The organism is Mesorhizobium sp. P2_E7 (genome assembly GCF_056403855.1).
Genome location: NZ_JBFUER010000001.1, coordinates 92,988 through 117,478 on the forward strand (window position 1 = coordinate 92,988; position 24,491 = coordinate 117,478).

The following is a 24,491-nucleotide window of genomic DNA, read 5'->3' on the forward strand; positions in this document are numbered from 1 at the left end:
TTTTGGCGTTTATACGAAAATTACGTCGACAAAGCTGAAAATATCGTTTTTGTCTATGGCTGCTCGCAGCCGTCCGCCATCCCTTCGCCGTCAATCGGCCAGACAGCAGCGACACCACGGTTCTCGATTTCATCGACCTCAAGGCGATGCTGATCATCGCGCTCATCTTCATCCGCTGGAGCGGCTTTTGCCTGCACTAGGAGCAATCGCCGGCGGGGCGGCGAGGTCTCGCCCGCGCCAGCCCGCCAGTCGGAGTGACCGCTCTCGCCAACTCGATTTTAGAAGGCTGCGGCCTAACGGCAAACCCGCCGCGCCAAGGCTATTCCATGTCGGGCACGTCGCCGCTGGCGAACAACACGGTCGGTGGTCCGTAGTCACCGAGCACCGGGTCGGCATCACGGCTCCAGGCAATCACCCCGACATGTTTTGCGGCGAGCCCCTTGGCCGTTCGGATGGCGCGGTCCTCGCTCTGCTGGTCGGCCGGCCCGAAGGCCACGAACAGCTCGCCGTCCTCGCCGCGATCAAAGGCGACGACAACGATCAGCTTCGGATCAGACATGTTGGAAACCCAGGGTCTGTTGAGTACCGACGCACGAGGCTGCGGCACGGTGCGGCGATGTCGACAGATCCCTATCATATCGTCACAAATTGAGTCGCGTTCAGCTTCAGCTTCTGGTGAGATGAAGCCATGCAGGATCAGCATTTCGACGAGCCGGTTCGGGTCGCGCTCGGCAGATCGGAAAACATCAAGCCAAACAAACCAAAGAGGTCGAATTGGTCATTCTGCCTGCACCACGTGCTAGGCCAAAAATAGGCGGATCGCCTCATCTCGAATCGACGTGAGGTTCGCGTCCCATTTTTTCAGTAACTTAGTTGCCGTTTGATATGCCCCCTCGACATGAGGCGTTGTGACCTTGCCTGCGGCAAGGACATCGTTTAACGGCGGCATCGGAGTCAGACTCGGCATACTTTTGTGTTTGTGCTTTTCCGACGCAAATCGCCGATAAAGCTCAATTTCATGGTGCCGCTGGATGACCCCCATTCGCGCCGCGTAGTAAGCAGCTCTGTCGTGCGGGGTTGAGGTCTTGTCGCGGCGTGCCGTGTCGTAATTCGCCGGCTTCGTCGCTCGGACACTAAAACTCGCCGCTAGGGACCGGTGACCATATTCGGATATCTGTGCGGCCAAGCCTTCATGACGGCTATGGTTTGATCTGATCATTGCGAGGGCGCTGACCAGAGGCAAACTCTTCAGCGTGGATTGCTCATGCTCTGGCAGCAATTCTAGAAACCGGTCGAACTGCGTGACAAGAGCATGGGTCACCATCGCTGCGTGTGGAACGTAGCTGTCCTCCAAGATGAAGTCGTCGCATAGGAAGGTTTCAACGGCCTGTGGTGTCATGTTGAAATAGTGGCTCGGAAAGCCATGGTAGCCTTGGAGGAAGGCGGTATCGATGAACATCTCGCCGCCGTCTTTAAGGACCCGCCTCACTTCGGCGGCTGACACGAGCGGATTGAACACATGTTCGAAAACCGCCCCTGATTCCACGTAATCAAAGCTCTGCATTTTGAACGGGAGCGCCTCGGCCTCGGCGACCAAGTCGACACTATCAGTCGGCAGAATGTCCATCGAAATTACGCGGCTATCAGAAGCCGGGACGTTGCCTGAGCCGAGATGAAGGCAAATTGCATTGTCCTTGATGTAACTGGGCGGCGAATAGGTAGCTGTGTTCTTCGAAATGAAGGCGCTCGGCGGAGGTGTGATATGGAACTCCTGTACCTGCCGCACCAGTACCGGGATGCCGTTGATCACCGGATATTCCTCACCCGCGTCGGAACGGAGCCGACCGCTCTCATATGAAATGGCTGTGCCGGTCCTCGGGCATTGAAGGATCGGAAGCATCCGATCGAGAGAAGTCGGGCGGCGTCCGTCAGCCAGACTAGGGGTTATCAAGTGCATATGACTAGGTCGTGCGTGTTCACCAGAGGCGCCATCTGAATTGAGATCGTGGAGAAGTAGCGTTTCCACGCACGAAGAATGTAGTTCGGGGTATGCAAGGTGTTTACGTACAGCTGCCTTGATGCGGCAAACCCGGGCTCCAAATCGTCGTTGCCACCCGTCACCTTGATGCCGCGTTCGATCAGTTGTGACAGCGTGTTGCCGTCATTGATTTGCATGAAGAACTGCGTCAGTCCGTGAACTGAAAAAATTCCAATCCCGTTCGATTTGAGTACGCGTCTGATTTCGGCGAGGTAATAAAACTGCATTTCCTCGGTAAGGTGAGTGAACACGGAGATGCCGAAAACGGCATCAAAGCTCTCGTCATCGAAAGGTATTTTGCCGCCTGGCTCCGTCAATCTGAAGTTGCTTTTGGAAAGGCCGGCGGAATGAAGAGTGCCCATGTTAACAGGATCGATGTCGGTGCCGAACATATCGATGCCCGGAAAGTTCTGCAAATATTGGGTGACCCGGCCTGATCCCATCCCCCAGTCGAGAACGTCGAGCTTCTGTGAATCATTCAGCGAGATGCAATGCTGTTGGATGAGGTCGTGGATCTTCTGCGCCTCGTCATATCCGGTGAAATGGTAATAGTTCTCATTATTGTTGCGGATGACCCTATTGGCACTCGTTCCTGCGATCTGACTATGGCTGCGTTTCGTCGGGACATAGTATGTCGTCCCTATGCGTTCGCCACTCTTGGTCATGCATTGAAGCGTTGCGGAATCAGTCCCGGGGCATATTGTGAACTCGACGGAAAACGAGGGTTCGTTGCTGAGCTCTAGCCGGGCCAATACGTGCTCGTATAGTTCGGGCAATGTGGTCGGCTTGGTCTTCACCGGAGAACCGTTGCATTGGATTTCGAAGGCCGCCGGAACCGCATAGGGAGGAATGACCACGGCAGCGAATGACCAAGAATCTGAGGACCGGCTAATCGGAAAAACAAGCCAGCAACCTTGCGCCACAACCACTGTTTTCAGTGCGTCATAAACAGCCGGGGGAGGTCGACGCGCGTCAACCAGCTTCTCGTCGCCCAACACAGCCTCGCGCAAAGCGGCAATCTGGTCGATGGCGGGCTCTCCATGGTTATGGGAGGAGGTTACCTCCCAAAGCCTCATCTCTCAATATGCCATCATCAATTGTCTACAACAAATGGGAGCTTATGTTTCTAGTGGAATCTATATCCTATGCTGTATTGTTGGGGAATATTGCGGGTTTCGTGTTAGAATTGCCAGAAAATCGGGTTTTATGATCTTTGGGCTAACTCTCGTGATTTTGGCATTTATACGAAATTTACGTCGACAAAGCTGAAAATATCGTTTTTTGTCTATGGCTGCTCGCAGCCATCCGCCATCCCTTCGCCGTTAATCGGCCAGACAGCAGCGACACCACGGTTCTCGATTTCATCGACCTCAAGGCGATGCTGATCATCGCGCTCATCTTCATCCGCTGGAGCGGCTTTTGCCACTGCACTAGGAGCAATCGCCGGCGGGGCGGCGAGGTCTCGCCCGCGCCAGCCCGCCAGTCGGAGTGACCGCTCTCGCCAACTCGATTTTAGAAGGCTGCGGCCTAACGGCAAACCCGCCGCGCCAAGGCTATTCCATGTCGGCACGTCGCCGCTGGCGAACAACACGGTCGGTGGTCCGTAGTCACCGATCACCGGGTCGGCATCACGGCTCCAGGCAATCACGCCGACATGTTTTGCGGCGAGCCCCTTGGCCGTTCGGATGGCGCGGTCCTCGCTCTGCTGGTCGTCCGGCCCGGGCGCATCGGCGGCGAGGAGTTCGCCATCTTCCTGCCCGGCGCCGACCCGTCGCAGTCCTGGCTGGTTGCCGAGGGGATCCGGCGGCGCATCCGCGAGGTCGAGTTTGCCCCGGGCGGCCGGCCCTGTCCGCTCTCGGTGAGCATCGGTGGCGTCGCCTTCAGCGGACCCACCACCTACGCCGATATGGTTCCTGACGGCCGACCGGCACCTCTACAAGGCCAAGTCCAACGGCCGCGACCAGGTCAGTTTCGAGACGACCGGGCCGCGCAGCCTGCTCGCCGGCGACCCGGCAACGTTTCATTGAGAGCCGAGCGTGGCTGGGATCATGGATTGTATTTTGCCGCCCCTATCACTGGGGAGTTCCTGCCGGGATTGCTGATCGGCTATGTCGCGCGCCGCCGACCGCTGCCATTTCCGCGAGCCTGCATAGTTCTGGGCTGCATCATTGTTGCTGTAGCCGGCTATTACGCTGGGCCGATGCTCGGGACCACGACCGGCCTGCTTCGCCTCGCTATCGATGGAACGGCTGCGTCGCTGATCGTATGGGGCGTGCTGTCATTGGAGGGCGCCGGCTGGCACCCAGCCAGGTGGCTCACATTTCTGGGCGATATTTCATACTCGACCTATATGTGGCTTTGGCCGACCATGATCGCAGTGTCGCTGCTGTTCGGTGCATGGTTGAGCCATTCAGCGGGTGTCGTCTCGTACATCATTACCACAGGCATTTGTGTCCTGATGGTAAGCTGGGCAAGCTATCGATGGATCGAGCGCCCGTCCACGCGATGGGCAGGTGGGCTGTTCAAAAGGCCGGCGCGATCCGGGCCGATGGCGGCAAGCTCTCCAGTTGCCGTCGTGCCGCTGCCTGCCCCTGCGCTGTCGGACGGACTGGCGGTTCGCCAAACCTGAGACCTGGTTTGGCCAGACAAGCGACCCGTGCCGGCAAATGGCAGTAATCCGCCGCCAGCCATCATCAACAATCCGTTCATCCCTTGGCCGTTAATCTCCGGCGAGCCGATCTCCGGCTACAACGAGGGCAGGGGTGTCCGATCTCATAGACCTCAAGGCGGTGCTCATCATCGCGCTTATCTTCATTCCGCTGGAGCGGCTGTTGCCGCTGCATGCGGAGCAATCGCCGGCGCGCCGGCATTGGCTGAACGACGTCGTCTACCTTTTGTTCAACGGCATTGTCATCAAGATCGGCCTGCTCATCGTCATCGGCACAGCCATGCTGGTGCTCCACCGGTTTGTTCCGGCCGGACTTGCGCAGGCGGTGCAGTCGCAACCGGTCTGGCTGCAGGCGGTGGAGGTTCTGGTGCTGGCCGATGCCGGCTTCTACCTGGCGCATCGCGCCTTTCACGCCGTCCCGTTCCTGTGGCGCTTCCATTCGATCCACCACAGCATCGAGGAGATGGATTGGCTTGCCGCGCACCGCGTCCATCCTGTCGACCAGATCCTGACCAAATCGGCCTCGTTCCTGCCGGTTTTCGCGCTCGATTTTTCCAGCACCGCCATACTGATCTTCACACTGGTCTATCAGTGGCAGTCGCTGTTCATTCACTCGAACACGCGCATCAAGGTCGGACCGTTGAAATGGCTGCTGGCGTCACCGCAGTTTCATCACTGGCATCATGCCAATGAGCGTGAAGCCTGGGACAAGAATTTCGCCGGGCAGCTGCCTTTGCTCGATATGCTGGGCGGCACCTTGTTCATGCCAGACAGGATGCCGCAGAAATACGGCACCGATGACCCGGTCCCGCCACTCTATCATCAGCAGCTTGCCTATCCGTTTGTCGGCGGCACCGAACGGCTCGCGCAGCCGGCGAGCCTGGCCGAAGCCTCACCGACGCCGGCCGGCAAGTCCGAGTGATCTTTTCTCCGGCTGGTCTGGTCCAGCCACCTCTCAGGCGGCGTAGCCGCCATAGCCACGCGCGACCGGCTTGACCGAGAGGATTGGCTGGACAGGTGGCCAGAGGATGCCCGCCGTCACCGCAAAGGTGATCAGCGCATCGCGCGCGGCCTCGGTCGAGATTTCGCCGGCACGTGCCGCCTCGCACGCCTTTACCGCGGCGCCATAGCTCAGGCGCCGGCGCGACGGCGGAAATTCGGTCAGGAAATCATGCATTTCGAACAGCGAAGCGAGCATGCGTTTGTGGCCGGCGCCGACGGTGACGGCAACCGGGGTGAAGAACATCGCGTCGTGCATTCTGGCCTCTCTGGATGGGCGGAAGGGCGACGGTCGCCGCTCTCCGATCGCGGGTTGGACGCCAAAAAACGCGGCTGGCCGCCCGAGGTTCCCTAAGAGATGCCACGACAGAGAAATTTGCTTTTTGCGGCCGCTCCCCGGCCAGCGCGGTTGCGGCCGGCGGTTATCTCCACATGCCGCGCATGCGGGCGCCGAGGTCGACCCTGATTTCAGGTCTGTGGCGCGGATCGTCCTTTGCGTGGACGCTCGCCCACGAGGTCTGCTCGAAGGCGCCGAGGATCGAGGCCGGGATGAAGCGGCTGCGTGAGGCGTAGACGTTGCGGTCGCCGCGCGCCGGCTGGTTGTGCGGATAAAAGCGCTGCGGCGTCACCAGGTGCAGGCCGTCCTTGGCCCGCGTCATCGCGACGTAAAGCAGCCGCGCTCCTCCTCGATGTCTTCCTTGGTGCCGACGCCGAGATCGGCCGGGATGCAGCCATCGACGGTGTTGAGCACGAAGACGTTCTTCCACTCCTGGCCCTTGGCCGAATGGATGGTCGACAGGATCAGATAGTCCTCGTCGCGATGCGGTGGCCCGGCCTGGTCGCTGGTTGCATCCGGCGGATCGAGCGTCAGCTCGGTCAGGAAGCGCTCGCGCGAGGCATAGCCGGAACCGATCTGCTCGAGCTGCATGAGGTCGGCGCGCCGTGTCGTGGCGTCCTCATGCATGCGCTCGAGATGCGGCTCGTACCAGAGCCTGACCTGTTCGAGATCTGCCGGCCATTTACCTGACCTGGCGCGCAAGCCGGAAAACAGGGAAACGAATGCCGGCCAGTCCTCCGCCGCGCGCTGCGGCGGCCGGTAGCGGGCCAGCCCCATCGCTTCGTCGAGCGATGTCGCCATGGCCTCGACGACGGCGCTGGCTGCCGAAGGGCCGATGCCGGGCAGGAGCTGCAGCACGCGAAAGCCGGCGACGCGGTCGCGCGGGTTCTCGGCAAAGCGCAGCACCGCCAGCACGTCCTTGACATGGGCGGCGTCGAGGAATTTCAGCCCGCCGAACTTGACGAACGGGATGTTGCGGCGCGTCAGCTCGATCTCCAGCGGCCCGCTGTGATGCGAGGCGCGAAACAGCACCGCTTGCGATTTCAGCACCGTGCCGGCCTCGCGCTCGGCAAGGATCGCCTGGCAGACGTAATTCGCCTGTTCGGCCTCGTCGCGCACGCTGACCAGTTTCGGCTTTTGCGAGGATTTGCGCTCCGACCAGAGGTTCTTGGTGAAGCGCTCCGACGCCTCGGAAATCACCGCATTGGCCGCAGCCAAAATGGTCTCGGTCGAGCGGTAGTTGCGCTCCAGCATGATGACGTCTGCGGCGCGCGCGAATTGCTGGGGGAAATCGAGGATGTTGCGCACTTCGGCGGCGCGAAACGAATAGATCGACTGCGCATCGTCGCCGACCACAGTCAGCCCGGCGCCGTCCGGCTTGAGTGCGATCAGGATCGAGGCCTGCAGCCTGTTGGTGTCCTGGTATTCGTCGACCAGTACGTGATCGAAACGGGAGGAGAGATGCGCGGCGATTTCAGGCTCGGCGGCCATCTGCGCCCAGTAGAGCAGGAGGTCGTCGTAATCGAGCACGTTCTGCGCCTGCTTGGCCTCGACATAGCGGGCGAACAGCTCTTTCAGCTGTTCTGCCCATCTGGCGCACCAGGGAAAAGCCGTGCCCAGCACCTCGCCGAGCGGCGCCTGCGCGTTGACAGCGCGCGAATAGATCGCCAGGCAGGTGCCCTTGGTCGGAAACCGGCTTTCGGTCTTCGAAAAGCCGAGCTCGTGCCGGGCAAGATTCATCAGGTCGGCGGAATCCTCGCGGTCGTGAATGGTAAAGGCGGGATCGAGGCCGATCGTCAGCGCATAGTCGCGCAAGAGCCTCGCGCCGATGCCGTGAAACGTGCCCGCCCAGGCGAGCGCGTCGGTAATGACGGACGCGTCGCGGCCGAGCACCTCGCCGGCAATGCGTTCGACCCGCCTGGCCATTTCGCTGGCAGCGCGGCGCGAGAACGTCATCAGCAGGATGCGTCTCGGATCGGCGCCCTTGACGATCAGATGCGCAACCCGGTGGGCCAGCGTGTTGGTCTTGCCGGAGCCGGCGCCCGCAATCACCAGCAACGGCCCGGCGATCTGGCCGTCACCATGCTCGACCGCCAGCCGCTGCTCGGTGTTGAGCTTGGCGAGATAGGCGGGCTGCAGGGTCGAATCATTGATGGCGATGGTCATCGCCCATCAAGCATCGTTTCCGCTTTGTTCGCAACGGGCTAGCGCGGCGCGGTCTCTAGCGGGCCTTTATCCCTCTGTGGGGATGGCTGCCCTATCTCCTCTCCGCGGAGCAACGCCCATTGCCGCCGGCTGGCGTCGCAAGGCGCGTTCGTCGCCGGGCATCGGTAGCGGATCGAAATCGTCGGGCACGGCGTCGATCGCCTCCTTGGCGACACGATAGGTAGCATAGGCGACAAGGCCGGCAATGAGCAGACGGATCATGGTGCGATCTCCTTTGCTCAACCAACCGCAGAGGCGGCGTTTTGTTCCAGCCGGTGACGCGGCCCGATGCGGCGTGCAACCAAACCCGAACCACCTCGTTGCCTTTACGAAGGAGAGGGCAAGCCCAGGAGGTTGCCATGAAGAGGCTTCTGATTCTGTTTGCCGCCGGCTTGGCACTCGCGGCCTGCGACAGCGACATCCAGCCAACCAAAGCCCCGGTGCTCGATCAAACCCCGCAGACGGATTCGGCGCCAAAGCCCGCAACTGGTGGCGAACAACCACCACCGGCGCAATAGATCGGGTCATCGCGGCCAGGATGAATCTTTACCGCCCCAGCAGATTTCGGGCGGCATGGAGCAGGGTGGACCAGCGCGATACGGCCTTGTCCAGTTCGAAGACGAGATAGCGCGCGGGTTCGGCGCCCACGGACTTCAGACCGTGCATTGCACCGGCAGGATGATAAAGCAGCGCCGGCGCCGAAACCACCTTGCCCAGCGTCTCAATCGCACCGGAAAACAGGACAATTGCCACGTCATAACGGTCGGCGTGGGGCGCGTAGCCGACGCCAGGCATTGCGATAGAGACATGACAGTGCAATCGATCGAGCCATCTGGTCCTTGCGTTGAGGACGGCTCCCCGGTTGCGCTTGCCGAGATCCGCAGCAGCAAACAGCATGTCTGAGCTCCGCATGAAGGCCAGCTTCGACGCTTCGCCGGGCGCATGGCCTCGCTCATTGCACCATTTGAGCATCGTGTAGAGCACTGGTTTGTCGCTGGCATTGACCAGCGTGTGCGGCTGGAAGGCGGGGTAATAGGCGAAATCGCCTGCGTTCATCGTCTCGCGTCGAACGCTCTCAGACCCGACATCGTCGGCGGTAATCAAGGCTGCTTGCCCCGAAACGACGACGAGGATTTCTTCTTCCACATGGGCGTGCAGTGAATGCGGCGTGGCGCCGGGCGCCAGTACCGATGAGTGCGCGTCCATGAATTCGATCTTGGCCGTGCGGCCGCGAAAGTGTGGCATCGAGGCGAAATGTGCCACCGGCTTGGCCGGCAGTTCGGGCAGGTCGAACACGGCATTCGGTATTGCGGCAAGCCTGCGCTTGCCGGGCGGTCTGGCGATCTGGTTGACACCGATCGGCGAGCGGCCGGAAACGACCAATACCGGCGGTCTTGGCTCCGTCTTGAAATGAAACGGCCAGTCGAAGGTCTCGGGAATGAAAACCGGGCGGTCGGCGCGGGCATATTGCAGCAGCAAGGCGACGCGTGTGGCCGTCGACGGATTTTGCGAGCCATGCCAGACTCTGCCGTCAAAAACCAGCGCGGCACCATCGCCAACGTCGGGCTGAACGATTGTTGCGTCTTGAGCAAAACTCCGCGCTGCATCCAGCACAGCCGCATCGGAATTTTCCGTCGAATTCATTCCAAGCCTGGCTTTGATCTCCTGAATCGTGGCGCCATAGCGGTGCGAACCCCTGACGAATTTGAGGCCCGACGCGGAATTTGTGTTCTCCAGCCCGAGCCACACGGTCAGGAAGCCGCCATCGGCCGATGACGATTCGACATCGCAGTGGAACGGATGCTCTGTGTCGGGACGCCTGATGACGACATGCGCGGCCCACAGAATGATGTCTTCGCCGAGGACCGGACGTACCAGCTCAAGGATGCGCGGGTCGCTGGCGATCTTGTAGTAGTGACGATTGGCGACAGCGGACGCCTTGCTCCATACCTTCTTCTTCTGGCGTTCCTTGATCAGCCTGGGGAGAAGGCGGCCCCGTTCCTTGCGGCTTAGAACCGGAAACGGACCAGCGAAACCGTCGCGCTCGATGTCGTCGATCATCAATCAGCTCGCTTCAGGTGAACCCAATCGGAACCGATTGCCTGAGCCGAGAGTACGACAGGCGCGCATCGCAAAACAAGAGCGGCGAAGAAGGCCGGCGCCGCTTGGGAGGAAGCTGAAAGCGCCGGCCAAGCGGGAAAACAGGCCCGCCGCGCGACGGAAGATAGCTGAGTCTTTCCTCTGCGTCATGAGGTGAGCGCACAAGTCTCCTGGGCGGCCCGGAGCAACTGCAAAAACCAACAGTAGAACCTGAAATTTTTGTCGGAAATCAATCGATCCGGTCGGACAGCTTTGCGAAAATACCCGAAGCCGTTGGTAGGAAACTATGGTGAAGTGCAAGAAATAGTAGTGCGCTGAGCAATAACTCTCAGTAGGAGCGACCTCAGGCCATCGCCTGCCGCAGCACCGGGCCGCTGGCGATCTCGGCGTCCAGCTGGCACTGCGTCAGCGCCGCCTCGGCCATGATCCACTGCTTGAACAATTCCACCTTGCGCGCATAGGGCGCGGTGACCGGGCTGACGAAATACCAGCCGGCGCTGTTGGGGTGATGCACGGCAAACGGCGCCACCAGCCGCTCGGCGCGGATGTCGCTCGCCATATAGGCGCGGTTGGCGACTGCAAAGCCCATGCCGGCATTGGCCGCCTCATAGGACATCATGCAGGAATCGAAATAGATGCTCTTGGCCTCGCCGAGCACGGAGCTTGCGCCGGCAAAACCCAGCCACGACTGCCAGTTCTGCGTGCAGGTGTCGGAATGCAGCAGGGTGAAATACCTGAGGTCGTCCGGCGTCACCTTTGACAGCGGCCTGTCGCCGAGAATTTCGTGGAACAGCCTCCTGCTGCATACCGGCGTCAAATCCTCCTTGAACAGAAGGTCCGCCGCCAGGTCGGGAAAGCTGCCGTCTCCATAGCGGATCTCCAGGTCGAACTCGGAGGTGGCGAACTCATTCGTCGCATAGGAGGTCGAGACCCGCATCTCGATTTCGGGATATTGCCGCTGGAACAGCGGCAGGCGCGGAAACAGCCAGCGCGCGGCGAACGTCGGCAGCACCGAAATCTTCAGCACATGCGCCTGCGACTGTCCGGTCGCTTCCATGCTGGCCGCCACGATCCGCTCCAGCGCCTCGCGAACGCGCGACACATAGGTCTCGCCCTCGGGCGTCAGCGAAACCGCATTGCCGCCACGCTGGAAGATCTTGAAGCGCAGCTGGTCCTCAAGGCTTTTGACGCGCTGGCTGACCGCGGAAGCAGTAATGAACTGCTCTTCACCGGCGCGCGTGAAGTTACGGTGCCGCGCGGCACTTTCGACGATCTTCAGCGAATTGAGGTTGACCTGACTGAGCAGACGCACGGGTTTCGACCTTAAGCTGGGCTTACACTAGCACCAGCATTCCTAATTTTACAGGGGTGGGGAAATTAATCGACAGTTTACCAAGTGATGCCCCCACCCTGGAGAAGTAGAATGAACGCCCATACCATTCCCGATTTGCGCTATGCGATGAGCCGTGAAGCCATTATCGGTCACGAAACAGCCTGGAAAGTGTCGAGTTTCGGCGTTGCGCAGTATCTGCACGGCTACGACCCGGCGTTGCTCGCGGCGATCGAGGAGGCGGCGTTGAAGCTCAAGTCCAGCCACGCCGTGCACAAGCATCTCGACCTGACCTTCATCACCGGCGCCGATCGCTTCATTCCGGAGATCAAGGAACTGCTGCATGACAAGCTGCGCCTGGAACGTCTGTCCGACATGATGGGCACCAAGCTCGAGCCTTACCCGCTGTCGATCGTCGGCTCCACCGTCACTTTCATGAATCCCAAGGACGGCGCCGTCGATTGGCATTGCGACGGTGTTCCGGTCACCGAACTCATTCCGCTGTCGATCAGCAATCCGCTGGTTGGCGGCCATCTCGAAATCTACTGCGACGATTCCGAGACCGGCCGCGCCATCCTCGAATCCGGCCGCGAGATCCCGCGCAACCGTATCATGCGCATCGACCACAAGATGAATTACGCGACGCTCGGCCAGTTTCTCGGCGTTCTGCACCGGACGGCGCCGATCCAGTTCGGTGAGCGCGTCACTCTGGTGCTCAACCAGCGCTCGGTGGCCAAGCCCTATGTCGATGACAACCGCATGTTTTATCTCGCAGCCGACAATGATCATGATCGCGAATGGGTCAACGAGCTGGCCGAAGATGTCTGGACAAACCAGCTGCCGGCCTATCGCCGCTTTGAGGAAGAACGTCCGGTTGCGGCGGCGACCGATGCGCCGTTCCCGGGCGGCTCAAGGGAATCTTGGTAGCCAGAGCATAGAAGTGGACACCGGTTTGACCGTCGGTTCGGAAGAAATCATGGTCGGCGATAGGGGCAGGGCGCCATCCCGGCGGCTCCGGGATGGATCGGGCTCGCCATCGGCCCTGGTCTTCGCCGCCGGCGCGGTCGCACTGTGGTCGACAAACGCACTGGTCGGCAAATCCCTGCTGGCCAGCCACCCGGTGTCGCTGGTGCAGTTGCTGCAGTTTTGCGGAGCGGCGCTGGTGTTCGCCGTCATCCATTTGGCGAGCCGCAAGGACGCCGCGCCGGAAAACGCAGCCACGGGTGCCAGGGCGGTCGCGGTCGGCATCATCGGCCTGGTCGGTACCATGGTGCTGCAATACATCGCCTTTGCCTCCATGCCGGTGATCGAGGCCAATCTCGTCGCCTACACCTGGCCGCTGATGGTTGCGGCGGCAGTCATCGTGCTGGGCAAGCCGCAGCGTCCGGTGCTTCTCGGCTTGACTGCCGTGCTCGGCTTTGTCGGCGTGGCGCTGGTGATTTCGGGTGGCCGCGGCCAGCCATTTCTCCAGGGCAGCATCGTCGGCTATCTCGCCGCCTTCGGCTCGGCACTGTGCATGGCGTTCTATTCGATCGCGGTCGCGCGCCTGGCCACACGGTCGGAGCGTCTGCTTTTGCCTTCGGCACTGGTCGGCGTCGGCCTGACCTTGCTGTGGTGTGTTCACGACGGCGCGGCTTGGCCAACTGGAGCGGACCTCCTGCTTGGCCTCTATCTCGGCGCCGGCCCGATGGGGCTGGGCTATTATTTCTGGTCGCGCGCCTTGAAGCTCGAAGGCGGCGGCAAGGTTGCGGTCGTCGCCTATCTGACGCCGATCGCCTCGACGCTGCTGCTGACGCTGTCCGGTGAGAGCCTGACGCTGACCGCGATTGCCGGTGCGGTCCTCGTCATCGGCAGTTGCATTGCGGTGGGCATAGAACGCTCGGAGGCTGAACATGCTTGACGACGATGAACGCCTCGCCAGACAGGAAGCATTCTGGCTGATCAAGGAGTTCGGCGCCGAGGCGCCGCTCTATGCCGCGATGAAAGCCGAAAAGGCGATCGAGCAAAAAGACTTCGGGCGGTGCGCCCGCTGGAAACGTATTCTAGAGATATTGGCCGACTCCAGACCCGTCAGCTCCGCAACGGCGAAATCTGCCGCGTCGAAGTATTAGATTTTCTAATTTGCAACGTTGCAACCGGATGTGGAAACATCCTCCGGCACCGATTCTCGATGATTTACTGACGCTTAACGACCCGTTGGGGGGTGCTGTTAAGTGGATACATCGAGAACACTCTTCAAAAAAAAGCCGGCAACTGCATCACCGGCGGGAGAAAAACAAATTGCACACTCTCGACAACAAGACTGCTATTGAACTGACCGCCGACATTGTATCGGCCTATGTCGGCAACAATCCACTGCCAGCTGCTAGTCTACCGGATTTGATCGCAAGCGTCAGCGCATCTGTCCGCAAGTTGGGCAATGCGGTTGCCGTGGAGAGCCCTGCGCTCAACCCGGCCGTCAATCCGAAGCGTTCGGTGTTTCCTGACCACATCGTCTGCCTTGAGGATGGCAAGAAATTCAAGTCGCTGAAGCGCCACTTGATGACCGATCATGGCCTCAGCCCGGACGAGTATCGCACCAAATGGAGCCTGCCGTCGGACTATCCGATGGTGGCGCCGAACTATTCCGCGACCCGTTCGGCATTGGCCAAATCCTCGGGCCTCGGCCGCAAGCCGGCCGTTCCGGCCGCCGCGGCCAAGGTGACGAAGCGCAAGCCAAAGGCCTGAACTAGGCGGTCTCTGAAAGTTAGTCTGCTGTTTGCAGTCATGGACGGCGCGCTTCAGGCGCGCCGTTTTCATGCCTTGTGCTGCCAGCCGACCCCCAAGCCCTTGCGAAGCGCCGCCCTCCCGTGCAAAAGCCCCGGCATGCTTATCATCAACGACCTTTCGCTCCGCATGGCCGGACGCTTGCTTCTCGACCACGCGTCGCTGACCTTGCCGGCCGGCACCAAGGCCGGCCTCGTCGGCCGCAACGGCACCGGCAAGACGACCTTGTTCAAGGCGATCACCGGCGATTTCCCCTCCGAGACCGGCTCGATCAGCCTGCCCAAGAACACCCGCATCGGCCAGGTGGCGCAGGAAGCGCCAGGTACCGAGGAACCGCTGATCGAGATCGTGCTCAAGGCCGACCTCGAGCGCTCAGCACTGCTTGAGGAGGAAAAGACTGCCACCGATGCTCACCGCATCGCCGACATCCACATGCGGCTGGCCGATATCGATGCGCACTCGGCTGAGTCGCGCGCGGCCACCATCCTTGCCGGCCTCGGCTTCGACGACGCCGCGCAGCGCCGCCCGGCCTCGTCCTTCTCCGGGGGATGGCGCATGCGCGTGGCGCTTGCCGCGGTGCTGTTTGCCGAGCCCGACCTTCTGCTGCTCGACGAGCCGACCAACTATCTCGATCTCGAAGGCACGCTTTGGCTGGAGAACTATGTGTCGAAGTATCCGCACACGGTTTTGCTGATTTCACACGATCGCGACCTGCTCAACCGCGCCGTCAACTCCATCGTTCATCTCGACCAGAAGAAGCTGACCTTTTGGCGCGGCGGCTACGACCAGTTCGAGCGCCAGTACACCGAACAGAAGGAGTTGCAGGAAAAGGGCCGCGTCAAGCAGGAAGCCGCGCGCAAGCATATGGAATCCTTCGTCGAGCGCTTCCGCGCCAAGGCTTCCAAGGCCAGGCAGGCGCAGTCGCGCATCAAGGCGCTGGAGAAGATGAAGCCGATCGCCGCGATCGTGAACGACACGGTGCGGCCGTTCTCCTTCCCTGAGCCGGTGAAGACGGTGGCGTCGCCGATCGTTGCGCTCAACAACGTCAATGTCGGCTACACCGAAGGCCAGCCGATCCTGAAGAAGATGACGCTGCGCATCGACGCCGACGACCGCATCGCGCTGCTCGGCGCCAACGGCAACGGCAAGTCGACCTTCGCCAAGCTTTTGTCGGGCCGGCTGAAGCAGGAGACCGGCACCATGACGGTGGCGCCGGGCCTGAAAGTGGCGATCTTCGCCCAGCATCAGCTCGACGATCTCAGGCCGGATGAAAACGCCTATGAGCATGTCCGCCGGCTGATGCCGGAAGCGCCGGAATCCAAGGTGCGCGGCCGCGTCGCCCAGTTCGGCCTGACCACCGAAAAGATGAACACCGCCGCCAAGGACCTGTCGGGTGGTGAAAAGGCGCGGCTGCTGATGGGTCTGTCGGCCTTCGAAGGTCCGAACCTGTTCATCCTCGATGAGCCGACCAACCATCTCGACATCGACAGCCGCGAATCCTTGATCCACGCGCTGAATGAATTTCCCGGCGCCGTCATCCTGATCTCGCACGACCGCCACTTGCTGGAGGCGACGGCCGACCGGCTGTGGCTGGTCAAGGACGGCGCGGTCAACCCGTATGATGGCGACCTGGAGGACTACAAGACGCTGGTCACCGGCGTGTCCGGCGACCGTCGCGGCAAGCGCGAGGCCGAGAAGGCATCAAAGGCCGATCGCCGCCGCGATGCGGCCGCGCGCCGCGCCGCCTTCGAGCCGCTGGCCAAGGAAATCCGCGCCACCGAGGCGCTGATGGACCGCATTCGCAAGCGCATTGACCTGATCGAGGACGAACTCGCCAATCCGGCGGTCTACGAAAAGGATCCGTCGACGGCGACGAGGCTGGCGAAGGAGCGTTCGCAGCTGGCGCAGCAATTGGCCGGCCATGAAGAGAAGTGGCTGACCATGTCGGCCGAGTATGAGGAAGGCACGGCGGAGTGAGTGCGTAATCTCCCCCCTTGTGGGGGAGATGCCCGGCAGGGCAGAGGGGGGCGCTGTCCCGCCGTCCTGTCAGCCTTCAACCACCCGCTGCCGGCTTCGGTGACAAATGGATGGGGCTCAATAGGTCGCGATCCTTCGCGCCCCCCTCTGTCCTGCCGGACATCTCCCCCACGAGGGGGGAGATTGGCTAATCATTGGCCCTACACGCCGTCTCGCCATCCCGCTAATCTCACGTCCGGACAAACCCGGAGCGCCTATGTCAGCCGTCGATGATTTCATGGATGAGTTTGCACGTGAGCACGGGTTCTTCTTCGGCCTGCACCAACGGCGTTTCGACCCTGTCACGGCCGAACGGGCTTTGCAGGCTCTGAAGCGCACGGTGATCGGCACCGATCATGGCGCGAATTATCGTCTGGTCGATCTTCTATTCCATGCGGAAGTCGAATTGAGCGCCTACGCACATCATCATCGCGACAACGAGTCGTTTGACCACTATTTCAACCTGCTCTTCTCCGAGATTGTCGAGCGGGTTAATGCGGTCGGCCGGCTAGGCGAGGCTATGCGCGGGAACTAGCATTCGGAGCGCTGTCGATGTCCAAGGCACTGTGGATCGAGGCCGGGAAGATGCTGGCGGTTGACCCCAAAGGTGTCGTCAAATGCCCCGACTGTGGCGAGGCGGAGCTGACGGTTTTCGACACTCCGGCAGGCGCAACCCATGTCGAGCGCCACATGCGTTGCCCAAAATGTGGTGCCTACAATGCGCTGCTCAAGCGCACTGATGGCCTGTAACTGGCCCTACACGCCGCCCGCGAAACTCGATAGACAAGCCCCATGAACCAGCACGCCAAGCTCCGCATCGGCCATTCGGCCTGTCCGCATGATTGCCCGTCGACCTGCGCGCTCGAGGTCGAGCTGCTCGACGGCAACCGCATTGGCCGCGTCCATGGCGCCAAGGCCAACACCTACACATCGGGCGTCGTCTGCGCCAAGGTCGCGCGCTATGCCGACCGTGTCCACCACCCCGACAGGCTGTTGAAGCCGCTGGTGCGGGCCGGCGCCAAGGGCGACGGCGTCTGGAAGGAATCCAGCTGGGAAGCGGCGCTCGATCTCGTCGCCGAGAAATTCATCGCCGCCGAGGAAAGATACGGCTCGGAGACGGTCTGGCCCTATTACTATGCCGGCACGATGGGGCTCGTGCAGCGCGACGGCATCGACCGGCTGCGCCACGCCAAGAAATATTCGGGCTTCTTCGGCTCGATCTGCACCAACCTAGCCTGGACCGGCTGGATGATGGGGGCAGGCGCCTTGCGTGGGCCTGACCCGCGCGAAATGGCCAAGTCCGACTGCGTGGTGATCTGGGGCACCAATGCCGTGGTCACGCAGGTCAATGTGATGACCCACGCCGTCAAGGCTCGCAAAGAGCGCGGCGCCAGGATCGTCGTCATCGACGTCTATGAGAACGCGACAATGAAGCAGGCCGATATGGGCCTAGTGCTGAAGCCCGGCACCGACGGTGCGCTGGCCTGCGCGGTTATGCATGTCCTGTTCAGGGAAGGCCTGGCCGACCGCGCCTACCTCGAAAAGTACACCGATGATCCAAAGGGGCTGGAGGCGCATCTGAAGACGCGCACGCCGGAATGGGCCTCCGCCATCACTGGCCTTGCCGTCGCCGAGATCGAAGCCTTTGCGCGATTGGTTGGCACGACCAAAAAGACCTATTTCCGCCTCGGCTATGGCTTTGCCCGCCAGCGCAACGGTTCGGTCAACATGCACGCGGCGTCCTGCATCGCCGCCGTCACCGGTGCCTGGCAATATGAGGGCGGCGGCGCCTTCCATTCCAATTCCGGCATCTTCAAGCTCAACCAGGATGTGCTGGAAGGGACCGCGATGCGCGATCCCAACATCCGCCATCTCGACCAGTCGCGCATCGGCCCGGTGCTGACGGGCGCCGAGGACGCGCTGTTCGGCGGCCCGCCGGTGACGGCAATGCTGATCCAGAACACCAACCCGGTGAATGTCGCGCCCGAGCAGCGGCTGGTGAAACAGGGTTTCCTGCGCGACGACCTCTTCACCTGCGTGCACGAGCAGTTCATGACCGACACGGCAAAACTCGCCGATGTCGTGCTGCCGGCAACGATGTTTCTCGAGCACGACGACGTCTACAAAGGTGGTGGCAACCAGCACATCACGCTTGGTCCCAAGCTGATCGAGCCGCCGGAAGGGCCGCGCACCAACCATTTCGTCATCGAGCAACTGGCCGAACGTCTCGGCGTCGCCGACCGGCCGGGCTTTGGCCTGACCGAGCAGCAGCATATCGACATCATCCTGGGCAAGCGCGGGCTGGGCAGCTTCGCCAGCCTGAAGGAAGACAAATGGGTCGACCTGCAGCCGGATTTCGAGGCGGCCCACTTCATCGCTGGCTTCGGCCATGCCGACAAGAAATTCCACTTCCGCGCCAACTGGAGCGGGCAGGCGGCGCCCAACCGGCCGCCGAAAAGCATGGGCCTGTTCGGACCGGTGGCGGATCTCCCGGAATTTCCCGACCATGTCGACCTGATCGAGGTGGCGGACGCCGAGCATCCGTTCCGGCTGACGACATCGCCGGCGCGCAATTTTCTGAATTCGACATTCTCGGAAACACCGGTGTCGCGGGCCAAGGAGAGGCGGCCGGAATTGTTGTTGCATCCGGACGATGCCGCAGCGCTTGGATTGGGCGATGGCGACCGCATCGAGGTCGGCAACCGGCGCGGCGAGGTGGTGCTGCACGCAAAACTGTTCGATGGCCTCAAGCGCGGCGTGGTGATCGCTGAGGGAATCTGGCCAAACAGCGCGCATGAGCGTGGCGAAGGCATCAACGTGCTGACCGGCGCCGATGCGCCGGCGCCCTATGGCGGTGCTGCCTTCCACGACAACAAGGTCTGGCTGCGGCCGGCCGACTAAGATTTATTGTCCCGGCAAGGGCACCGTCAGCCCGACCTTGACGCGGTCCATGGCAACGAAGGTGCGGAATTTTCGCACGTTCTTGCTGTCGAAAAACAGTTTGCGCGTCAGCGCCTCATAGGCGGCCATGTCGGCCACGGTGATGATCAGGATGAAGTCGGCCTCGCCGGTGACGTAGTAGCATTGCTGCACTTCGGGCGCCGCCGCGAATTGCCGCTTGGCCGCGTCGATCAGGTCCGAGCGTTCGCTCTCCAGTTCCACTTCGACGAAGATGGTGATGGGCTGGCCGACCGCCGGCGGATCGACGACAGCGACATTGCCGGCAATGACGCCGTTCTGCTCCATGCGCTTGATACGGCGTTGCACCGCCGGCGCCGACAGGTTGACGGCTTCGCCGATCAGCCGCTGCGGCGTGGTGTTGTCCCGCTGCAGGATGGCCAGGATGGCGAGGTCGAAACTGTCCAGTGAGGGCGATTGAGGCAAAGGCACTTTCCCGGCGAAACAAACTTGCATTTCCAAGCACCAATTACAGCGCATTTTGCGCCTTTGCTGCAATATGATTTCGTCCGATACCAAGGAGGCCGTCCGTGTTCCTGCTCAACAGCAATGCCTTGCACCGCCAGCCGCTCGATCCGATCGATGCCGAAACGCTGGGCCTTGCCGGCGCCGACACGGTCGAACGCTTTCTTTCCCATCGCGACAATCACCGGATAACGCCGCTGCATGCCTTGCCGGCGCTGGCCGGCGAACTCGGGCTCGGCGCCATCCACATCAAGGATGAAGGCTTTCGCCTCGGCCTCGGCAGCTTCAAGGCGCTGGGCGGCGCCTACGCCGTGTTCCGCCTGGTGCTGGAGGAGGCGAGCCGGTCACTCGGCCGCCCCGTCGATGTGGCCGATCTCAATCGGCCCGAAGTCCGCGCGGTCGCTGCCGGCATGACGGTTGCCTGCGCCACCGATGGCAATCACGGCCGGTCGGTTGCGCAAGGAGCGCAGCTCGTCGGCGCCAAGGCGGCGATCTTCGTTCACGCCGGCGTCAGCGAGGAGCGCATCGCCGCAATTGCTCGCTATGGCGCCGAGATGATCCGCGTCGACGGCAATTACGACGACTCGGTGAGGCAGGCAGCTGAGGTTTCCGCCGAGAAAGGCTGGACCGTGGTGTCCGACACCTCGTGGCCGGGCTACGAACGCATCCCCGGTTTGGTCATGCAGGGCTACACCGCGATCGTGCGCGAAGCCTTGCGCCAGTTGCCGCAGCCGCCAACCCATGTGTTCGTGCAGGCCGGTGTCGGCGGCATCGCCGCTGCCGTGGCAGGCCATCTCGCCATCGTGTTGGGCGATGCCAGGCCGACCTTCATCGTCGTCGAACCCGCTCGCGCGGCTTGCGTTGTCGCGGCCGCCCAGGCAGGTCGCGTGGTCAAGGTGGCACACGACCAGCCGACAGTGATGGCGATGCTGGAATGCTATGAGGCCTCGCCGGTCGCCTGGCGCGTGCTGGCGCGTGTTGCCGACGCTTTCATGACTGTGGACGAGGACGAGGCCGTCACGGTGATGCGCCGGCTGGCGCAGCCGGTTGGTGCTGATCCGGCGATCGTTTCCGGCGAAAGCGGCGGCGTCGGTCTTGCCGGGCTGATCCGGGCGATGGCCGACCACAAGGTCGAACTCGGGCTCGACGGCGAATCCCGCGTGCTGCTGATCAACACCGAAGGCGCCACCGACCCGTATCGCTATGCCGAGCTTGTCGGGCAAACCCCTGCCGATGTGTTGGGAGGCAAGCTGATGGCCGAGGCCTTGTCATGATCGGAGTTGATGCACAGCGCCTGCTTGGTCGCATCCAAGAACTCGGTGCCGTCGGCCGTGACGGGGAGGGGCGGCTGATCCGGCTCGCCGCCTCCGACACCGACAGACAGGGCCGCGACCTCTTCGTCGGCTGGCTCAAACAAGCCGGGCTCGATGTCGCCATCGACCGGGTCGGCAATATTTTCGGCATTTGGCAAAGCCCCGACAATGCCGGGCAGGCGCCGCTGCTCATCGGTTCGCACATCGACACCGTCATCGACGCCGGCATCTATGATGGCTGCTATGGCGTGCTCGCCGGGCTGGAGGTGATCGAGACACTGAAGGCTTCGGGCTTTTCGCCCTCTCGCCCGGTTGCGGTCGCCGCTTTCACCAATGAGGAAGGCGTGCGCTACACGCCCGACATGATGGGCTCGCTGGTCCATGCCGGTGGCGCCGGCGCGGACGCGATGTTGGCCGCCATCGGCACGGACGGCAGCATACTCGGCCAGGAACTTTCCCGGATCGGTTATGCCGGCGACCGCGAACCCGGCTTCCTCAAGCCGCACGCCTATCTCGAACTGCATATCGAGCAGGGGCCGGTTCTGGAGCGAGAAGGCGTGCCGATCGGCGCGGTCGAGAATTTGCAAGGCATTTCCTGGCAGCGCATCACCATCGATGGCGCCGCCAACCACGCCGGCACCACGCCGATGTCGATGCGCAGCGATGCCGGCCACGCCGCCGCTCGTATCATCACGTTCATGCATGACCGTGCGAAGGCTTCAAACGGGGCGACCGTGGTTACCGTCGGCACGATGCGCTTCGAGCCCAATGCCATCAACGTCATTCCTGGGCGCGCCGTCTTTACCATCGACCTGCGCGATCCCGACGAACAGCGCCTGCAGGCGCATGAGGCAGCCCTTGCTGCCTATCTCGATGAGCTTGCCGTTGCGGAGAACGTGTCGTTCTCGGTCGAGCAGCTCGCCCGCTTCGAGCCGGTGCTGTTCGATATCGGCATCGTTGAACGGATCGAGGCGGCCGCCAAAAAACGTGGTCTCGGCGTCAGGTGCATGACCTCCGGCGCCGGCCATGATGCGCAGATGATGGCCCGCATCGCGCCGGCGGCAATGATCTTCGTGCCGAGCGCCGGCGGCATCAGCCACAATCCGCGCGAACATACCGACGATGCCGAGCTTGTCGCCGGCGCCAACATCCTGCTTGATGTCGCCAGTGAGCTTGCAAAATAGGTCGAGGGAAAAAGATGGCTGAGCTCGATCGTGACGCGCTGAAGCAGGAGATGACTGGCTGGCGGCGCGACCTGCACGCGCATCCCGAATTCGGTTTCGAGGAAAAGCGCACCGCCGCCTTCGTCGCCGCCAAGCTGCGTGAATTCGGGCTGGACGATGTCACCGAGGGCGTCGGCGGCACCGGCGTCGTCGGCACGCTGAAGCGCGGCAGCGGCAACCGGGCGATTGCGCTCAGGGCCGACATGGACGCGCTGCGCATCACCGAGCAGTCGACGGCTGCCTATCTCTCGCAAAACCCCGGCTTCATGCATGCCTGCGGCCATGACGGCCACACCACCATGCTGCTCGGCGCGGCAAAACTGCTGGCCGCCGAGGGCGGGTTCGACGGCACCGTGCGCTTCATCTTCCAGCCGGCCGAGGAGTGGGGCAAGGGCGCGCTGGCGATGCTCGACGACGGGCTGATGCAGCGCTTTCCCTTCGACGAGATCTTTGGCCTGCACAATATGCCCGGCCTGCCCATCGGACACTTTGAAACCCGCGTCGGTCCGATCATGTCGGCCGAGGACAATTTCGAGATCGTGCTGAAGGGGATTGGCGGCCATGCGGCGCGGCCGCATTCGGGCAATGAGACGCTGGTCGCCGCCTGCGCGCTGGTCACCAATCTGCAGACCATCGTCTCGCGCCGGCTGAGCCCGGCCGACATAGCGGTGGTTTCGGTGACCGAACTGATCACCGACGGCACCCGCAACGCGCTGCCCGGTCTTGCCCGCATTCTCGGTGACGCCCGAAGTTTTCGCCCCGAGGTCAGCGCCGAGATCGAGCGGCAGATGCGGGTCATCACTGCGGGCACGGCTGCCGCCTACAACGTCTCCGCCGAGGTCACCTACAGCAGGGAATTCGTGCCGTTGCAGAATGATGCCGAACTTGTCGACGAGGCCTTTGCCGCCGCAAGGCGCGTGCTGGCCGAAAACGCAGTCGGCGTCGCGGCGGAGCCGATGACCGGCTCGGAGGATTTCGCTCGCTTTCTCGACCACGTGCCGGGCTGTTTCGTCTTCCTCGGCAATGGCGAGGCCTCGGCGCCGTTGCACAATTCCAGCTACGACTTCAACGATGACGGGCTGTTGCATGGCACCAATTTCCACGCCGCCATCGTCAGGCAAAGACTGGGTGGCCAAGCCGGGACGTGATGGCGGCCTGGTAGCGTCTCGACCTTGGCTGCTGGCCCAAGCGGCTGAGGTATCGCCAGCCAGCTCCCGGGTTTAGTGAGATTGCCTGTTGCCGGAGATCGCACGCCAATGGCCAGGGTTTCGCTTCTGGGAATACCGCATGACGACAACTCGTCCTATCTCAAGGGGCCGGCTGCCGCACCGGCTTTGATTCGCCGCGAGCTCGCCAGCGATGCGCACTCCTCATGGAGCGAAACCGGCTTCGATGTGGCGGACAGTTTTCTCGACCATGGCGACATTGATTTTTCTGGCGCCAGCGACCCGTGGGAGCGGATCGAGGCCGAGGTCGGCCGCGCCATGGATGCCGGCCATCCGCTGATCAGCCTCGGCGGTGACCATGCCATCGCCTGGCCGGTGCTGCGCGCCGTGCGCCGCCGCCACCCCAGGCTGACAATCGTCCAGATCGACGCCCATCCCGACATCTACGATGCCTATCAGGGCAACAAGCGCTCGCACACCTCGTCCTTTGCACGCATCCTGGAGGAAGGGCTGGCCGACCGGCTGATCCAGATCGGCTTGCGCACGCTCAACGACGAGCTTCGTGACCAGCTCACACACTTCGGCGTCGAGGTCTTCGAGGCGCGTCATTTCAGCCAGGATCTGCGGCTCGACCTCAGGACGCCGGTCTATCTCTCGGTGGATCTCGACGGCCTCGATCCGGCCTGTGCGCCCGGCGTGTCTCGCACCGCGAACCCGGTGGTCTTACAACCCGGCAAGTGATCAACCTGATCCAGCGAATCGACCAGCCGATCGTCGGTGCCGATGTTGTCGAATACAATGTGAACCAGGACGTCTCCAACCTGACGGCACTGGTTGCCGCCAAGCTGGTCAAGGAAATTGCTGGCATGATGGTCAAGACCAATGGCGCTGCTTGAATCAATCTGGC

General features: G+C 62.1%; 25 protein-coding genes and 2 pseudogenes. 17 read left to right on the forward strand and 10 right to left on the reverse strand.

What is annotated here, in order from left to right; genetic code table 11:
* Nucleotides 1–319: 319 nt before the first annotated feature.
* From AC1DYC_RS00460 to AC1DYC_RS00475, 4 genes and pseudogenes are all read right to left on the reverse strand, one after another.
* Nucleotides 320–559 (reverse strand): hypothetical protein, encoded by a 240-nt coding sequence (locus AC1DYC_RS00460; protein ID WP_477403036.1) that lies wholly within the window; start codon nt 557–559, stop codon nt 320–322.
* A 240-nt stretch (nt 560–799) separates the two neighbouring features.
* Entirely contained in the window at nt 800–1,810 is a 1,011-nt protein-coding gene (locus AC1DYC_RS00465) for a methyltransferase domain-containing protein (RefSeq protein WP_477403038.1), read from the reverse strand.
* Between the two features lie 137 nt (nt 1,811–1,947).
* Nucleotides 1,948–3,114 (reverse strand): class I SAM-dependent methyltransferase, encoded by a 1,167-nt coding sequence (locus AC1DYC_RS00470; RefSeq protein ID WP_477403040.1) that lies wholly within the window; start codon nt 3,112–3,114, stop codon nt 1,948–1,950.
* A 488-nt stretch (nt 3,115–3,602) separates the two neighbouring features.
* Nucleotides 3,603–3,815 (reverse strand): annotated as a pseudogene (locus tag AC1DYC_RS00475) (hypothetical protein); the annotation flags it as partial.
* A 91-nt stretch (nt 3,816–3,906) separates the two neighbouring features.
* On the opposite strand from AC1DYC_RS00475, the gene AC1DYC_RS00480 reads away from it, so the two are divergent.
* The 3 genes from AC1DYC_RS00480 to AC1DYC_RS00490 all read left to right on the forward strand — a co-directional run bounded on the left by AC1DYC_RS00480 (nt 3,907) and on the right by AC1DYC_RS00490 (nt 5,628).
* The gene (locus AC1DYC_RS00480; RefSeq protein WP_477403042.1) at nt 3,907–4,065 is read left to right on the forward strand and encodes a hypothetical protein; all 159 of its coding nucleotides are present in this window, start codon (nt 3,907–3,909) and stop codon (nt 4,063–4,065) included.
* Nucleotides 4,066–4,091: 26 nt separating this feature from the next.
* A complete protein-coding gene (locus AC1DYC_RS00485) occupies nt 4,092–4,667 on the forward strand; it encodes an acyltransferase family protein (protein ID WP_477403044.1) in 576 nt (191 codons plus the stop codon).
* 133 nt (nt 4,668–4,800) lie between these two features.
* The gene (locus AC1DYC_RS00490) at nt 4,801–5,628 is read left to right on the forward strand and encodes a sterol desaturase family protein (RefSeq protein ID WP_477403046.1); all 828 of its coding nucleotides are present in this window, start codon (nt 4,801–4,803) and stop codon (nt 5,626–5,628) included.
* 33 nt (nt 5,629–5,661) lie between these two features.
* Here the strand turns inward: AC1DYC_RS00490 and AC1DYC_RS00495 are convergent, their stop codons facing one another.
* The 3 genes and pseudogenes from AC1DYC_RS00495 to AC1DYC_RS00505 all read right to left on the reverse strand — a co-directional run bounded on the left by AC1DYC_RS00495 (nt 5,662) and on the right by AC1DYC_RS00505 (nt 8,469).
* Complete coding sequence (locus AC1DYC_RS00495; RefSeq protein ID WP_477403048.1) at nt 5,662–5,964, reverse strand: DUF982 domain-containing protein; 303 nt, start codon at nt 5,962–5,964, stop codon at nt 5,662–5,664.
* A 163-nt stretch (nt 5,965–6,127) separates the two neighbouring features.
* Nucleotides 6,128–8,208 (reverse strand): annotated as a pseudogene (locus AC1DYC_RS00500) (ATP-dependent helicase).
* Between the two features lie 66 nt (nt 8,209–8,274).
* Complete coding sequence (locus tag AC1DYC_RS00505) at nt 8,275–8,469, reverse strand: hypothetical protein (protein WP_477403050.1); 195 nt, start codon at nt 8,467–8,469, stop codon at nt 8,275–8,277.
* 137 nt (nt 8,470–8,606) lie between these two features.
* Here AC1DYC_RS00505 and AC1DYC_RS00510 point away from each other — a divergent pair, with 137 nt between their 5' ends.
* On the forward strand, nt 8,607–8,765 hold the full coding sequence (locus AC1DYC_RS00510) for a hypothetical protein (protein ID WP_192259017.1): 159 nt from the start codon (nt 8,607–8,609) through the stop codon (nt 8,763–8,765).
* Nucleotides 8,766–8,793: 28 nt separating this feature from the next.
* Here AC1DYC_RS00510 and AC1DYC_RS00515 read toward each other — a convergent pair whose 3' ends face one another.
* Together AC1DYC_RS00515 and AC1DYC_RS00520 are read right to left on the reverse strand one after the other, a co-directional pair.
* Nucleotides 8,794–10,308, reverse strand: a complete 1,515-nt coding sequence (locus tag AC1DYC_RS00515) for a cupin domain-containing protein (RefSeq protein ID WP_477403052.1) — start codon at nt 10,306–10,308, stop codon at nt 8,794–8,796.
* A gap of 382 nt (nt 10,309–10,690) precedes the next feature.
* Nucleotides 10,691–11,659, reverse strand: a complete 969-nt coding sequence (locus AC1DYC_RS00520; protein WP_477403053.1) for a LysR substrate-binding domain-containing protein — start codon at nt 11,657–11,659, stop codon at nt 10,691–10,693.
* Nucleotides 11,660–11,770: 111 nt separating this feature from the next.
* On the opposite strand from AC1DYC_RS00520, the gene AC1DYC_RS00525 reads away from it, so the two are divergent.
* The 8 genes from AC1DYC_RS00525 (at nt 11,771) to AC1DYC_RS00560 (ending at nt 19,360) form a co-directional block, all read left to right on the forward strand.
* A complete protein-coding gene (locus tag AC1DYC_RS00525) occupies nt 11,771–12,604 on the forward strand; it encodes a hypothetical protein (protein ID WP_477403055.1) in 834 nt (277 codons plus the stop codon).
* A gap of 49 nt (nt 12,605–12,653) precedes the next feature.
* Nucleotides 12,654–13,577 (forward strand): DMT family transporter, encoded by a 924-nt coding sequence (locus tag AC1DYC_RS00530; protein ID WP_477408100.1) that lies wholly within the window; start codon nt 12,654–12,656, stop codon nt 13,575–13,577.
* Nucleotides 13,570–13,788: a hypothetical protein gene (locus tag AC1DYC_RS00535; protein WP_477403057.1), complete on the forward strand. Its 219-nt coding sequence runs from the start codon at nt 13,570–13,572 to the stop codon at nt 13,786–13,788. Before AC1DYC_RS00530 ends, AC1DYC_RS00535 begins: the two co-directional genes overlap by 8 nt.
* A gap of 169 nt (nt 13,789–13,957) precedes the next feature.
* The gene (locus tag AC1DYC_RS00540; RefSeq protein ID WP_477301799.1) at nt 13,958–14,404 is read left to right on the forward strand and encodes a Ros/MucR family transcriptional regulator; all 447 of its coding nucleotides are present in this window, start codon (nt 13,958–13,960) and stop codon (nt 14,402–14,404) included.
* A 138-nt stretch (nt 14,405–14,542) separates the two neighbouring features.
* The gene (locus tag AC1DYC_RS00545) at nt 14,543–16,420 is read left to right on the forward strand and encodes an ABC-F family ATP-binding cassette domain-containing protein (protein WP_477287984.1); all 1,878 of its coding nucleotides are present in this window, start codon (nt 14,543–14,545) and stop codon (nt 16,418–16,420) included.
* A 256-nt stretch (nt 16,421–16,676) separates the two neighbouring features.
* Nucleotides 16,677–16,994 (forward strand): hypothetical protein, encoded by a 318-nt coding sequence (locus AC1DYC_RS00550; protein ID WP_477403059.1) that lies wholly within the window; start codon nt 16,677–16,679, stop codon nt 16,992–16,994.
* A 17-nt stretch (nt 16,995–17,011) separates the two neighbouring features.
* Complete coding sequence (locus tag AC1DYC_RS00555; RefSeq protein ID WP_477403061.1) at nt 17,012–17,209, forward strand: hypothetical protein; 198 nt, start codon at nt 17,012–17,014, stop codon at nt 17,207–17,209.
* Nucleotides 17,210–17,251: 42 nt separating this feature from the next.
* Nucleotides 17,252–19,360, forward strand: coding sequence for a molybdopterin-containing oxidoreductase family protein (locus AC1DYC_RS00560; RefSeq protein ID WP_477403062.1), 2,109 nt, complete (start codon nt 17,252–17,254; stop codon nt 19,358–19,360).
* Nucleotides 19,361–19,363: 3 nt separating this feature from the next.
* Here AC1DYC_RS00560 and AC1DYC_RS00565 read toward each other — a convergent pair whose 3' ends face one another.
* Nucleotides 19,364–19,873 carry an Lrp/AsnC family transcriptional regulator gene (locus AC1DYC_RS00565; RefSeq protein WP_477403064.1) on the reverse strand — a complete coding sequence of 170 codons (510 nt, stop codon included), beginning with the start codon at nt 19,871–19,873 and terminating at the stop codon, nt 19,364–19,366.
* A 74-nt stretch (nt 19,874–19,947) separates the two neighbouring features.
* Here AC1DYC_RS00565 and AC1DYC_RS00570 point away from each other — a divergent pair, with 74 nt between their 5' ends.
* The 5 genes from AC1DYC_RS00570 to AC1DYC_RS00590 all read left to right on the forward strand — a co-directional run bounded on the left by AC1DYC_RS00570 (nt 19,948) and on the right by AC1DYC_RS00590 (nt 24,480).
* Nucleotides 19,948–21,156 (forward strand): diaminopropionate ammonia-lyase, encoded by a 1,209-nt coding sequence (locus tag AC1DYC_RS00570; protein WP_477403066.1) that lies wholly within the window; start codon nt 19,948–19,950, stop codon nt 21,154–21,156.
* Nucleotides 21,153–22,379 carry an allantoate amidohydrolase gene (locus tag AC1DYC_RS00575; protein WP_477403068.1) on the forward strand — a complete coding sequence of 409 codons (1,227 nt, stop codon included), beginning with the start codon at nt 21,153–21,155 and terminating at the stop codon, nt 22,377–22,379. Before AC1DYC_RS00570 ends, AC1DYC_RS00575 begins: the two co-directional genes overlap by 4 nt.
* Before the next feature lie 14 nt (nt 22,380–22,393).
* Nucleotides 22,394–23,566: an amidohydrolase gene (locus tag AC1DYC_RS00580; protein ID WP_477403070.1), complete on the forward strand. Its 1,173-nt coding sequence runs from the start codon at nt 22,394–22,396 to the stop codon at nt 23,564–23,566.
* Between the two features lie 108 nt (nt 23,567–23,674).
* Complete coding sequence (locus AC1DYC_RS00585; RefSeq protein WP_477403072.1) at nt 23,675–24,325, forward strand: arginase family protein; 651 nt, start codon at nt 23,675–23,677, stop codon at nt 24,323–24,325.
* A complete protein-coding gene (locus AC1DYC_RS00590; protein WP_477403074.1) occupies nt 24,322–24,480 on the forward strand; it encodes an arginase family protein in 159 nt (52 codons plus the stop codon). Before AC1DYC_RS00585 ends, AC1DYC_RS00590 begins: the two co-directional genes overlap by 4 nt.
* The last annotated feature ends 11 nt before the right edge of the window (nt 24,481–24,491 follow it).